The sequence below is a fragment of the Aurantibacter sp. UH7 genome (genome assembly GCF_056839165.1).
Window position 1 is genome coordinate 3,996,015 of sequence record NZ_CM166388.1, and the last position, 14,203, is coordinate 4,010,217.

Annotated in this window: 10 protein-coding genes; 6 read left to right on the plus strand and 4 right to left on the minus strand. The window is 34.3% G+C overall.

The genetic code is table 11. The annotated features are described in order from the left end of the window. Positions 1 to 60: 60 nt before the first annotated feature. Positions 61 to 1,113 (minus strand): acyl-CoA reductase, encoded by a 1,053-nt coding sequence (locus UH7x_RS16895; RefSeq protein WP_482361097.1) that lies wholly within the window; start codon positions 1,111 to 1,113, stop codon positions 61 to 63. Between the two features lie 132 nt (positions 1,114 to 1,245). Here UH7x_RS16895 and UH7x_RS16900 point away from each other — a divergent pair, with 132 nt between their 5' ends. Beyond that, a complete protein-coding gene (locus tag UH7x_RS16900; RefSeq protein WP_482361098.1) occupies positions 1,246 to 1,599 on the plus strand; it encodes a 4Fe-4S dicluster domain-containing protein in 354 nt (117 codons plus the stop codon). A 216-nt stretch (positions 1,600 to 1,815) separates the two neighbouring features. On the opposite strand, the gene UH7x_RS16905 is transcribed toward UH7x_RS16900, so the two are convergent. Genes UH7x_RS16905 through UH7x_RS16915 form a run of 3 tightly spaced genes read right to left on the minus strand, consistent with a single transcriptional unit; the run spans position 1,816 to position 6,683 of the window. Then, the gene (locus UH7x_RS16905) at positions 1,816 to 5,010 is read right to left on the minus strand and encodes a TonB-dependent receptor (RefSeq protein WP_482361099.1); all 3,195 of its coding nucleotides are present in this window, start codon (positions 5,008 to 5,010) and stop codon (positions 1,816 to 1,818) included. A gap of 11 nt (positions 5,011 to 5,021) precedes the next feature. Continuing rightward, complete coding sequence (locus tag UH7x_RS16910; protein WP_482361100.1) at positions 5,022 to 6,053, minus strand: FecR family protein; 1,032 nt, start codon at positions 6,051 to 6,053, stop codon at positions 5,022 to 5,024. A gap of 51 nt (positions 6,054 to 6,104) precedes the next feature. Next, positions 6,105 to 6,683: an RNA polymerase sigma factor gene (locus UH7x_RS16915; RefSeq protein WP_482361101.1), complete on the minus strand. Its 579-nt coding sequence runs from the start codon at positions 6,681 to 6,683 to the stop codon at positions 6,105 to 6,107. A 195-nt stretch (positions 6,684 to 6,878) separates the two neighbouring features. Between UH7x_RS16915 and ychF the strand changes: the two genes are divergently transcribed. From ychF to mscL, 5 genes are all read left to right on the plus strand, one after another. Beyond that, positions 6,879 to 7,973 carry a redox-regulated ATPase YchF gene (gene ychF, locus UH7x_RS16920; protein WP_482361102.1) on the plus strand — a complete coding sequence of 365 codons (1,095 nt, stop codon included), beginning with the start codon at positions 6,879 to 6,881 and terminating at the stop codon, positions 7,971 to 7,973. 70 nt (positions 7,974 to 8,043) lie between these two features. Continuing rightward, positions 8,044 to 8,946 carry a DMT family transporter gene (locus tag UH7x_RS16925; RefSeq protein WP_482361103.1) on the plus strand — a complete coding sequence of 301 codons (903 nt, stop codon included), beginning with the start codon at positions 8,044 to 8,046 and terminating at the stop codon, positions 8,944 to 8,946. Positions 8,947 to 9,075: 129 nt separating this feature from the next. Continuing rightward, on the plus strand, positions 9,076 to 10,932 hold the full coding sequence (locus UH7x_RS16930) for a DNA topoisomerase IV subunit B (RefSeq protein WP_482361104.1): 1,857 nt from the start codon (positions 9,076 to 9,078) through the stop codon (positions 10,930 to 10,932). A gap of 223 nt (positions 10,933 to 11,155) precedes the next feature. Next, entirely contained in the window at positions 11,156 to 13,741 is a 2,586-nt protein-coding gene (locus tag UH7x_RS16935) for a DNA gyrase/topoisomerase IV subunit A (RefSeq protein ID WP_482363623.1), read from the plus strand. Positions 13,742 to 13,749: 8 nt separating this feature from the next. Continuing rightward, on the plus strand, positions 13,750 to 14,184 hold the full coding sequence (gene mscL / locus UH7x_RS16940; protein WP_482361105.1) for a large conductance mechanosensitive channel protein MscL: 435 nt from the start codon (positions 13,750 to 13,752) through the stop codon (positions 14,182 to 14,184). Positions 14,185 to 14,203 lie beyond the last annotated feature (19 nt).

Below are 14,203 nucleotides of genomic sequence, written 5' to 3' on the forward strand. Positions count from 1 at the left end.
AAGGTCGCTAAAGGTCTTAAATTTCTTAAGAACAAGCGGTACGATATAAAAAGAATTATGTTATGTTCTTAACAGAAAATCAACGGTATCAATTCCATCTGCATAATCGTTTAAACTCGGGGTTTGTGTATTTCCAAATTCTATTTCATCAGATGAAAAACCTGAAGAAACGATACATTGCAGTTTTTCTTTGTCATTCTCTAACCGATTTTTTAACGCTTCTTTAGATGAATAAAACTCATAGTTTAAAGAAGCTATTGGAGAACCATATCCAGAATCTTCCTTAAGGATTAAAAAACCATTATCTAAAATTGGAAAATCACTCATAAGATAAACTGCCTTATTATAATCGTAATTATTGGCATACTTATTTTGATTTACAATATAATTGAAAGGAAAAATGGCTTTAAATAAATTGTCGAAATTGTAATTTTCAGGAACAAATATTTTAGAAACCGAACGACAACCTAGTCCGTAATATTGAAATATATCTTTTCCTAGTGCTTCTAGTTGCGAATTAGTTTCATCACCATTTAGCACTGCAATAGAATTTCTATTTTTTCTGATAATATTTGGTTTACTACCAAAATAATACTCAAAATACCGCGCAGTATTATTGCTGCCTGTTGCAATTACAGCATCAAAATTTTCAAGTTTGCCCTCTTTAAATTCAATCCTATCTTTTAAAAGGGGTTCTTTTTCAATTAAAAAACTAACCAATAATGGTAATAGAACTTTATCACTATCAGACAATTTAATTAATGCTTTATTACCCGAAATTATTACTGATAAAAAATCATGAAAGCCTACCAATGGAATATTCCCAGCCATTATGATGGCGATTGTTTTTGGTTTTGAAAAAGCGGCGGTCCCTTTGATGTTATAAGTTGAAATCCAATCACTTAAATTAATTTCTGTTAGCAGATTTGCCCAACTATTCAAAGCAAATAGCACATTTTCTTCATTGAACCAGCCATTCTTATGTTTTGAAAAAATGATAGTTTCTTCAAATTTTCTCGACCAAATATCTTCATTAGATGATGACATACTAAAGGTTTGAAGAAAATCTCCTAATGCGGTAAAAGCAATAATTGTTTTATTAAGGTCGTTCATATATTTGCGATAGATCTTTCTAGACTTTATCTTTGTAATTGCAAAAATGCAAAAGTAAGAAGGTGAAATCGATTTTACCTACTTTTTAGAATTCTCCTGAAAAAGGAATTTAAACAAATAGAATTAGAAATTATGGCTATAATAATAACAGATGAATGTATTAATTGCGGGGCTTGCGAACCGGAATGCCCAAATACTGCAATATATGAAGGTGCTGATGAATGGCGTTATTCTGATGGTACTTCGTTAGAGGGCGATGTTGTTTTAACCAATGGTAAGGCCGTAAATGCTGATGATGTTCAAGAGCCAATAAGTGACGAAGTGTACTACATTGCACCAGATAAGTGTACAGAATGTATGGGCTTTCATGAAGAACCACAATGTGCAGCCGTTTGCCCAGTTGATTGTTGTATTCCTGATGAAGATCACGTAGAAAGTGAAGAAGTATTGTTAGGTAAGCAAGCATTTATGCACCCTGAGGGATAGAACTTCTAAGTATAATGATTTGTTGTTGCACAAGTTGTTAAAGAAAATGGCCAATAGTATATAATACATTGAATTATAAAAAAGAGTATTTCTACAAGTAGAAATACTCTTTTTTATTGAACCCGTATTAAGTTCTTATATGAAACCCCGTTTTATATTTTGATTAACAACAACCAATGATAGAAAGAATACTTTCTCTAAAACGGGGAGTTAGTATTATTTTAAAGTAAAGTTCACACGTGCGAATAAGAACCGACCACCAATTCCAAATTGCTGTGCTCTTCTAGACCAATCAAAACGACCACTACTTCTATTACCAGCAGCTTCTGTTGCCATATCTGGATAGACATCTAGTAAGTTGTTTGCTCCAATTGTGAAAGTTAAAACAGGACTAACTTTATATCCTAAAGATAGGTCTGTAACTATTTTTGTTCCAAACACTTGCTGATTAGCTACAGTTGTTGTGGCCTCGGTAACTTCTCCAAAATATACATTTCGTAAAAAGATTACGAACTTATCAGATGTTAGGCTATTTGATAAATTAATTTTAGTTCTCGGAACAGCCTCTTCTAAATATACACGGCTGTCTTCAGGGAAATAAGTATCAACTAATCCAGCATTTCTAAGTACATCAGATGCTTTAATATCACCTACTTTACGTGTTTTAGAAAATGTACCAGCTAAATCAGATTTTAATCTCCAGTTGTCACCGATATTTGTTTTGTGCGTTAGAACAACGTCTATACCAGCTGATTCTGTATCTATTGCATTTGCAAAGAAAGCAGCTGCAGTAGCATTAGCTTGACTTAACAAATTATCTAATTCTGTACCTGTACCAGGACCACTAAACTGACCTGTATAAACGACTCTATCATTTATTCTTACAAAATATCCATCAACCGTCAAGGTTAAATTAGCATCTGGCATTTTAGCAGTTATCCCAGCACTTACACTACTTGAAGTTTCTTGTTTTAATTGAGGTATGCCTAATAATTTAGCAGCTCTACTATCATTTGAAAAAGTACCTACTTCTTGAGGGTTACCATCTTGATCAAAAATTGTAGCGGTTGCATTAAAGTTAATCTGATGCAATGAAGGAGCTCTAAATCCAGTATTAAAAGCTGCACGAACATTTACATTATCGCTTACCTTATATCTAGTAGCCAATTTAAAATTTATGGTTGAACCAAAATCACTATAGTTTTCAAAACGAGTAGCAAAACTAGTTAAGAATTTTTCAGAGAAATCAGCTTCAACATCAAAGTAACCAGCAACACTACTACGACCTCTTGATAATTCATTCTTGGGTCCGAATCCAGGAAAAACTTGAGAACCACCAGGTCTCGCATTTCCAAAGAAATCTACAGAGGCTTGTTGGGCTGCAGAAGTAATTGCTGTACCATCGGCTGTATATTGCTGATAAGAAGCAGGTTCCCCAGCAACAATTTCATAATTCTCAACACGGTATTCACCACCGAAAGCAATGTTTAACCCATCCATTATATCATCATAAAACTGATTAATATCTAAATTGGTTGTATTTTGTGCGAAAGAGAACCCACCGGCATCAAAAGTAGTCGGTGAAGAACTTTGCAGCGAAGCATTAAAAGTATTTCCAATAGTAAAATCAAAAGCATTTCTGCCATAGGTATTACTAAAATCAACATTCCATTCTCCAATTTTACCTTTTATACCAGCAGAGAAAGATTTATCTTGAATTGCCGAATTAATTTCTGGAAGAAAACCATTAATATAAGCAGGAGTAAAGGTTCTACTTTGATTTGGTAAACGATAGAAACCAGCAGAATTACCAGTTCTAGAACTTATTCCAGCAAAAGAGTAAATCTCAGTACCATTATCATCTAGGGGTAAAGCAAAGTTTGCAAAAAAGCGACCACCACGTACTGCAGATTGTCCAACACGCATGTTATAATCGCTTCTTTGTTGCCCTCTTGCAGATAATTCAGATTCCGTGGCATCTTCACCTAAAACTGCTCTTAACTCATCTTTTGTAGTTGCACCATTAAGATTAATTCCGGCACTCTGAGAATATTGAATGACGTCTGCAACATCATCATCCAATAAATTAACAATGTTATAGCCATCCGCATTCGCAACGCGCTCTACCGTGTTATAATTATTGAAGATAGAACCTTCCCATTCTTTCATACGACTATAATCTTGACGAACATCAAAATCACCAGAGAAATTAATAAAACCACCGCGGTCACCAATTCCTAATCCGTAGCTAGCCGCGAAATTTGTTGTAGCTCCGTCAACACCACCTGTTTGTCCATTCGCATATTTAGCAAAATTGGCACCAGTGGTAATAGTAGTTGTCAATTCATTTATACTTTTATTCAGAACAATATTGATAACACCAGCGATGGCATCTGAACCGTATTGGGCAGCTGCACCATCTCTTAATACTTCTATACGTTGGATTGCCGATGCTGGTATTGCATTTAAATCTGTACCAACACTACCACGACCAAAAGTGCCATTAACGTTTACTAAAGAAGAAGAGTGTCTTCTTTTACCATTTATTAGCACTAGAACCTGATCTGGACCTAAACCTCTTAAGGAAGCAGGATCCACGTGATCTGTACCATCTGATATTGTTTGTGTGTTTGAAGTAAATGAAGGAGCTACATAATTTAATATTTGATTTAGATTTACTTGCGGAGCTACATTATTTAACTCTTTTACATCAATAACATCAACAGGTACAGTACTTTCAGTAGCCGTTCTGTTTGGGTTTCTAGAACCAATCACTACAGCTTCTGCTAATTGAACTCCTTCAGAAAGTGACGCGTTAATTGTTGAACGACCTGAAACATTTTCTTCTACCGTACTAAAACCAATGTAACTAAAAATCAGCGTAGCATCGTCACCAACTGTAATTTCATAATTACCATCAAAATCTGTAGAGGTACCATTTGCTGTACCTTTTTCAACAATATTTACACCAGCCAAAGGTTCTCCATTTTCATCTGTTACCGTTCCTGTAACAGTATTTTGAAGAACAGATAAATCTTCAACTACCGTAAAACCGAGTCCTTTTAATGCATTTAGCTTTGCAATTTTTGTTCTTTTTACTTTTTTCGGATGAACTACATAGTATTTATTTCCTAAATATTCAAAATCGAATTTTGTTTTAGTCTCTAGCTTGGTAATAATTTTAACTAGCGAATTAAATTGAAATTCGTCTGGGTTTAAATTAGAACCAGAAATAACGGCCGGATTGTAGGTGAAAAACACCTTGTGAACGACACTAATATCATTTAAAAAATCAGCAAGAGCAACCGTCTTGACTGCTTTATTAGTAGTTCTTTCTTCTGCTGCATAGGTTGAAATGCCAATAAACAAAAATGCCAATAACAGCACTTTTAAATTTTTCTTTCCATTCATAATGTTCAGTTTTAATTGTTTGAGTTTTGATAGATAATTAGTTTATTGTCTTTGTGGACAATTCGAGTTCCCGTCGATATTTCTATTGCCGACAAGCAAATTTTCAGATTCTGATTGGGTATTCCACCAGTTATTAATTGTTGTTTAAGTTTTTCATTCATAAATTCAACTTCAACCCCATAGGCCTGTTTTACATTTTTCATAACCGTTTCCAGGGGGATGTTATTAAACACATAGGTTCCTTCTCGCCACAAGGAATATGGTAGTTCAGTAGATATTTTTTTCTGGGATACTGTATTTTTTTCTTTAGAAAATGATACAAGTTCACCAGGTATCATCTCTGTAGTAGTTCCATTATCTAAAACAAGATTAATAGAGCCTTCATCTAAAACTACATCTGTTTTCTTTTCACGGGCGTTTACATGAAATTGTGTTCCATAAACTTCTACTTTTAAATCTTCAGTATTAACCCAAAACTTGGCATTAGTTGAAGGAATTGTTTTTACTTTAAAATACGCTTCACCTTTTAGATCAATATTTCTTGTATTATTCTTATCATAACTAATTTCGGAATTTCCGTTTAGAACAACTGATGTGCCATCTGGTAATTTTAGCTCTACAATTTCACCAAAACCTGTTTTCTTAATAACCCTAGAAGAGCTATTTAAAATGTTATTCCCAATTATGATTATGAAAACACCAATAGCCGCAACTGCAGCGTATTTTAAAAATTTTGAAGTTGCTTTGGCAGGTATAGGTATAACTTTAGAGGTTTCTTCTTTTAAGGAAACCTGTTCAATTAAGGTTTTCCATTCACTATTTATTTTTTCTTCTGGTAATTGCACTTTATTAAAAGCTATGCCGTTAATAATTGCTTTTGCCGAATAAACAGTTTCTATATTCTCAGGGTTTTGGTTGATCCATTCGTCCCAAAAAACCATGTCGTTTTGGTTGCTTTGGTTTGCCCAGTTTACAAAGGACGAATCACTTAATAAAACCGCTATAAGAGGTTGCTTGTTTTCGCTCATAGTTATAGTCTTCATTAGTAAAGAGAACTTTACTAAGAAGTTATACCCTATTTTTTTGTAGAAATTTTAAATTAAATTAAAAGCTCGTCTTATTTCTTGTGTTTCAAGATGCCCTCTAAGTTTAACGAAAGCCTTTTGTAAAGTGTTTAAAACACTTTGATACGATATATTCATTACCTCAGTTATCTCTTTAATAGTTAACTCACTATAATATTTTAAATAAATTGCCTCACGTTCTCTAATAGTAAGACTATTTAATAATTGTGTTAAGGTGTGGGTTTTAATCTTAGTAAATTCCTGTTTCACAAGAAGTTCTTCTGGAGAGAATTCAAAGGCGTTTAATTTCTCAAGCGCTTCATCATAGCTCGTAAACTTTCGCTCTTTATTTATATTTTTTAATAGAGCTCTTCTATAAGAAACAAAGAGGTATGTTTTAACATGATTGACTGTTCCTAAATTAGTGCGATTTTCAAGTAGATAAATAAAGAAACTTTGAAGACAATCTTCAGTTAACATTCTATTATTTGAAATTTTCATTCCATAATTGTGCAATGGGGAATAGAACAATTTAAATAATGTTGCTAAAGCATTTAAATCGCCTTCCACGAATAACAACCAAATCGATTTGTCAGATAAACAACGCATGTAAGATTTTTCCCTATCATTACAATATAGTAATTAATATTAAAAAGTGTAAATAGTTGATTAGATTATATTTAAATACAGGTAGTGTTCTCGATAACGCAAAAAAAATACTCATATAAACAACAAAAAATTATGCTTTATTATCGTTATTCAATTTATAACAAACGGCTATCTTTGCGCTCAAATTAAAATATAATGAAAGCAGGTATCGTAGGATTACCAAATGTTGGTAAATCCACTCTTTTTAATTGTTTGTCTAATGCAAAAGCACAAAGCGCAAACTTTCCTTTTTGTACAATTGAACCAAACATTGGTGTTGTAAATGTGCCCGACCCAAGATTAGAGAAGTTAGAAGAATTGGTTGTGCCAGAGCGCGTTCTACCAGCAACAGTTGAAATCGTAGATATCGCAGGTTTAGTAAAGGGTGCAAGTAAAGGTGAAGGATTAGGCAATCAGTTTTTAGGAAATATAAGAGAAACGGATGCTATTTTACATGTTTTACGCTGTTTTGATAATGATAATATTGTTCATGTAGATGGTTCTGTAGATCCAATACGTGATAAAGAAACGATAGACATGGAGCTGCAGCTCAAAGATTTAGAGACTGTAGATAAGAAATTAGAGAAAGTTAAGCGCGCTGCGAGAACTGGTAATAAAGAAGCACAAAAGGAAGAAGCCATACTTCAAAAACTTAAAGACGGCTTAGAAGCTGGCACCTCTGTACGTGCTATAGAAGTTTCAGATGATGATAGAGAAGAATATGTGAAGCCATTGCAGTTTATTACGGATAAGCCAGTAATGTACGTTTGTAATGTTGATGAAGATGCTGCTGTTTCGGGAAATGATTACGTAGAAAAAGTAAAAGCTACAGTAGCAAATGAAAATGCAGAAGTAGTAGTCTTGGCTGTTGGTACAGAAGCAGATATTACTGAATTAGAAACCTATGAAGAGCGTCAAATGTTTCTTGAGGATTTAGGACTTTCTGAGCCTGGATCGGCTAAGCTAATTAGAGGTGCATATAAATTATTAAATCTTGAAACATATTTTACTGCAGGTGTTAAAGAAGTTCGTGCATGGACTATTCCTGTGGGTGCAACTGCACCGCAAGCAGCTGGCGTAATTCACACAGATTTTGAAAAGGGTTTTATTCGAGCTGAAGTTATTGCGTATACCGATTACGTAACTTTCGGTAGTGAAGCCAAAGTTAAAGAAGCAGGGAAGATGCGCGTAGAAGGCAAGGATTATATTGTTAAAGATGGCGATGTAATGCACTTTAGATTTAATGTATAGTAAATTTTGAACTTCGTATTATTTTAAAAAACTGCTGTACGAGTTTATTAGCGGATGCTATTTTCGTTAGATGTTTACTAAACTATCGGAAAAGAGTTTTGGTGTACTTTTAGCAATCTTAGGTGTTATTCTATTTTCAGCTAAAGCTGTTATGGTAAAATTGGCCTACGGGTATGGCATAGACCACCTGAGTTTACTTTTATTTCGTATGATATTTGCTTTTCCATTTTACGTAGCGATTGCTATTTATACAAAGCCGAAGAAATCTGTAATAATAGAAGTGAAGGATTATTTCTGGCTATTTCTGTTTGGCTTCCTAGGCTATTATTTAGCTAGTCTATTCGATTTTATGGGATTACAGTTTATAAAGGCCGGGTTGGAACGTATAATTCTTTTTATATATCCGACTTTAGTGGTGTTGTTATCTTGGCTTTTCTTTAAAAAGAAGCTCAGTCGAAATCAATTTCTAGCTATTCTAGTAACTTATTTTGGTGTTTTAATTACATTTTGGGATGAAATTGGAATATCGGGTGAGACAGTATATTGGGGCGGTTTCTTAATTTTTCTGAGTGCTTTAACCTATGCAGGGTATTTAGTTGGCAGTGGCTGGCTAATTCCAAAATTTGGAGTGCTACGTTTTACATCTTATGCGATGATTGTATCAACAATTTGCATCGTTATTCATTATGCATCTGTAGCAGATTTTAATCTATTTAATTATCAAAATGAGGTCTATTATTTAGGATTAGCAATGGCAATCTTTTCAACACTTTTACCGTCATTCATGGTTTCGGAAGCTATTAAAAGGTTAGGGGCTTCAACTTTTTCTATTTTCGGAAGTCTAGGCCCGGTATCAACAATTATTTTGGCATTCTTCTTTTTGGAAGAGCGAATTACATATTTGCAAATTTTTGGAATGTTGATAGTGATATTTGGAGTTGCATTAGTTTCAAAGAAAAAGAAGGTAGTTTAGGGTGGGTGTTTTAAGCCCTTTGATATCAACAAAAGCCTATTTTCTTTGTTAATTACTTTATAACATAGGGGTTTCATTTTTTTTCAAGTAATCTTATCTTAGCCCAACTTTCATTTTTAACTCCACTATATGGCTGAGAATACCCAATATACCGAAGACAACATCCGTTCGCTTGATTGGAAGGAGCATATTCGTATGCGTCCAGGTATGTATATTGGTAAACTTGGTGATGGCTCTTCTGCCGATGATGGAGTCTATATTCTATTAAAAGAAGTACTTGATAACTGTATCGATGAATTTGTGATGGGTGCTGGTAAGACCATAGAAATTCGGATTAAAGATGGATTGGTTAAAGTACGGGACTACGGCCGAGGAATTCCATTAGGTAAAGTTGTAGATGTTGTTTCAAAAATGAATACTGGGGGTAAATACGATTCCCGTGCATTTAAGAAATCTGTTGGATTGAATGGTGTAGGTACGAAGGCAGTAAATGCACTTTCAAGTTTTTTTGAGGTAACATCTTCTCGCGATAACCAAATAAAAGTGGCCGAGTTTAGTCAGGGAAATTTGATTAAGGAAGAAGGCCCGACTGATTCTTCGCAACGAAAAGGTACCAAAGTTACCTTTCGACCCGATGAAGCCATATTTAAAAAGTATAAGTACCGCAATGAGTATGTGGAACGTATGTTGAAAAACTACGTTTATTTAAATCCGGGTCTAACAATAGATTTTAATGGAGAAAAATATCACTCTGAAAACGGTTTAAAGGATTTACTAGAAGATAATAATAATACAGAAGATTTTCTCTATCCAGTAATTCACTTAAAGGGAGAAGATATAGAAGTAGCTATTACGCATAGCAAAACACAATATAGCGAAGAATACCATTCTTTTGTAAACGGACAGCATACAACCCAAGGAGGAACGCACCAAACAGCTTTTCGTGAAGCTTTGGTTAAAACTATTCGTGAATTTTACGGAAAGAATTATGACCCTTCAGATATTCGTAAGTCAATTATATCTGCGGTATCTATAAAAGTAATGGAACCTGTTTTTGAAAGTCAGACAAAGACCAAATTAGGGTCTACTGATATGGGAGGCGATTTGCCTACGGTGCGAACTTATATTAATGATTTTGTTGGAAAGTATTTAGATAACTATCTACATAAGAATCCAGATACAAGAGAATCTTTACAGCGTAAAATATTACAAGCAGAACGAGAACGGAAAGAACTTTCTGGAATCCGAAAATTAGCAAAAGACCGAGCTAAAAAAGCAAGTCTGCACAACAAGAAATTACGAGATTGTCGTATTCACTTGGGAGATACCAAAAAAGATAGGAATTTAGAAAGCACACTTTTTATTACCGAGGGTGATTCAGCATCTGGTTCTATAACTAAGTCGCGAGATGTAAACACGCAAGCAGTATTTAGTTTAAAAGGGAAGCCGCTGAATTCTTATGGAATGTCAAAAAAAATCGTTTACGAAAACGAGGAATTTAATCTGTTGCAAGCCGCACTTAATATCGAAGAATCTATGGAAGATTTGCGATATAATAATATCGTAATTGCTACCGATGCCGACGTTGATGGAATGCACATACGATTGCTTTTAATTACTTTCTTTTTGCAGTTTTTTCCAGAATTAATTAAAGAGAATCACCTGTATATTTTACAAACTCCATTATTTCGTGTGCGGAATAAAAAAGAGACTATTTACTGTTATAGTGAAGAGGAGCGAAGAAATGCGATAGATAAATTAACAGGAAAACCAGAAATAACTAGGTTTAAAGGTTTGGGTGAAATATCACCCGATGAATTTGTTCATTTTATTGGCGATGATATTCGATTAGAACCTGTTATGCTTGATAAGTCGATGTCTATTGAAGATTTACTGAGTTTTTACATGGGGAAAAATACTCCAGACCGTCAAAAATTTATCATTGAGAACCTAAAGGTTGAGGTAGATTTAGTAGAAGAAAACTAATTATAAGAACCATAATATATAGTATTCCTTAATGGAAGAAAATGACGAAAATTTAAACTTACCTGCTGGTGAAGACGGAAATTCCGGAGAAGATGAAGGTAAGTCAGAAGAACATCAAGATCAATCTCTAAATAGCGAAAACGTTGCAGAGAAGGAAGATGGTTTAGTAGTACAAGATACCGAAGAGTTAGAAGAAGATGAGGCGCTTACACGGGTTACTGGTATGTACAAAGACTGGTTTCTAGATTATGCATCTTATGTAATTCTTGAAAGAGCAGTACCGGCTATTGAAGATGGGTTTAAGCCAGTACAAAGACGTATTATGCACGCTCTAAAAGAGCTAGATGATGGTCGCTATAATAAGGTAGCCAATGTTGTTGGGCACACCATGCAGTATCACCCACACGGTGATGCTAGTATAGCCGATGCCATGGTTCAAATGGGGCAAAAAGACCTATTAATTGACACCCAAGGTAACTGGGGAAACATTCTAACCGGGGATAGGGCAGCAGCATCAAGATATATTGAAGCACGTCTTTCTAAATTTGCATTAGATGTTGTATTTAGCCCGAAAATAACCGAATGGCAACAATCGTATGACGGACGTAAAAAAGAACCGGTAAACCTTCCGGTAATGTTTCCATTGTTATTAGCGCAAGGGGCTGAAGGTATTGCCGTAGGTTTGTCGACAAAAGTACTGCCGCATAATTTTATTGAACTTATTGATGCTTCAATAAAACATTTAAAAGGGCAACGGTTTAAAATATATCCCGATTTTCCTACATCAGGTATTATTGATGTAGAGAATTATAATGATGGTTTAAGAGGGGGTAAAATAAGAGTGAGAGCTCGAATCTCTACGCAGAGTAAAAACACGCTTGTTATTACTGAGATCCCTTATGGAACCAATACTTCATCCTTAAAAGATTCCATTTTAAAAGCGAATGATAAGGGGAAAATAAAAATCAAAAAAATTGAAGACAATACAGCTGCTAATGTAGAGATACTCATTCACCTTCCTTCAGGCATATCACCAGATAAAACTATTGATGCCTTGTATGCTTTTACGGCTTGTGAATCATCGATTTCTCCTTTGGGTTGTATCATTGAAGATAATAAACCTTTATTTATAGGGGTTACAGAAATGCTAAAACGTTCTACCGAAGCAACGGTAGAATTGTTGCGACAAGAGCTGGAAATACAACTAGGTGAATTAGAAGGGCAATGGCATGCAGCTTCATTAGAGCGTATTTTTATTGAGAATAGAATATATCGCGATATAGAAGAAGAAGAAACCTGGGAAGGTGTAATCTCTGCTATTGACAAAGGTTTAAAGCCACATACAAAACATTTAAAAAGGTCAGTTACTGAAGAGGATATTCTTCGATTAACAGAGATTAAAATTAAGAAGATATCTAAATTCGATATAGATAAAGCGCAAGAGCATTTAGATAATCTTGAAGAGAAAATTGCGGAGGTTAAACATCACCTTGCAAATTTAATTGAGTTTGCTATAGCCTATTTCAAGAGATTGAAAGATACCTATGGTAAAGGACGAGAGCGACTTTCTGAAATCCGCACCTTTGATAATATCGAGGCATCAAAAGTCGTCATACGTAACACTAAATTATACGTTAACCGCGAAGAAGGCTTTGTGGGTACCTCTTTACGTAAAGATGAATATGTAACCGATTGTAGTGATATTGATGATATAATTGTTTTTACCAAAGATGGTAAAATGATGGTTTTTAAAGTAGATTCAAAAACATTCATCGGAAAGAATATTCTTCATGTAGCAGTATTTAAGAAAAAAGACAAGCGTACCATTTATAATTTAATTTATAGAGATGGTAAAGGGGGGGCGACATATATTAAGCGATTTAATGTAACTAGTATAACTAGAGATAAATTGTATGATGTTACTACAGGTAAACCTAGTTCTGTTGTGTATCATTTTTCCGCGAATCCGAATGGGGAAGGAGAAGTAGTAACTATTAATCTTAGACAAGTCGGTAGTATTAAAAAGCTCAAATGGGACCTAGATTTCGCCGATGTACTAATAAAAGGCAGAGGTACCAAAGGTAATTTAGTTACAAAATATACCGTAAAGAGAGTTGAACTTAAAGAAAAAGGGCTTTCAACATTAAAACCAAGAAAACTTTGGTTTGATGACACCGTTCAACGATTAAATATTGATTCAAGAGGGGAGTACCTAGGTGAATTTACAAGTGATAACCGTTTATTGATTGTTAAACAAAGTGGAGCTATTAAGACCGTAATTCCGGAACTAACACTTCATTTTGATGATGACATGATTATTTTGGAAAAATGGAATCCAGAAAAACCATTGTCAGCAATTTATTGGGAAGGTGATAAAGAAATATTTTATGTAAAACGATTCTTGGTAGATCATCCTGACAAAGAAGAGAATATTTTAACGGATCATCCGAAATCGTATTTAGAGAAAATTTTTACTGATTATCGTCCGCAAGCCGAAATCGTTTTTGGAAAAAAGCGTGGACAAGACCGTCAAGAAAACCTTATCTTAAACCTTGAAGAATTTATTTCAGTAAAAGGAATTACTGCGATGGGAAATCAACTTACAAAAGATAAGGTGTTAGAGATTAACGGTTTAGAGCCATTGCCTTATGAGGTACCAGTTGAAACTGCTGCTGAGGAAATTGAAGTTGTTGATGAGGAAAAAGTTGACGACGGAACTTCTAAAAAAGAAGCACCTAGAAAGACAGATGGAAACAAAAAAGCGGATAACGATAGTGATGACGAAGAAGGACAAACAACATTGTTTTAGATCTTATTATGTTTAAAAGTTTTATAGAAGAATTTAAGAGTTTTGCAGTAAAAGGCAATATGGTAGATATGGCCATAGGTATTATTATTGGGGCTTCTTTTAATGCAGTAGTGAATACGTTAGTAAAAAAGATATTAATGCCTCCATTATCTTTAATTACTGAAGACGTACAGCTGTCTAACAAAAAAGTTGTGCTTAGAGAAGGAACAGAATCTGTAGAAGAAGTTGCTATTGGATATGGTGAACTTATTGAAGTTTTTATTGATTTCACGATTGTGGCGTTAACCATTTTTCTTTTATTAAAAGGAATAAATAAATTTAGAACAAAGGCGGAAAACCCAGAAAATACAGAGGTGGAGACTCCTAAAAATATTGCACTATTATCCAATATTGAAAAATTATTAATAGAGCAAAACAAGCTTCTGAGAAAGGAGAACAAATAAAAGAGACTAGTGAGTATTA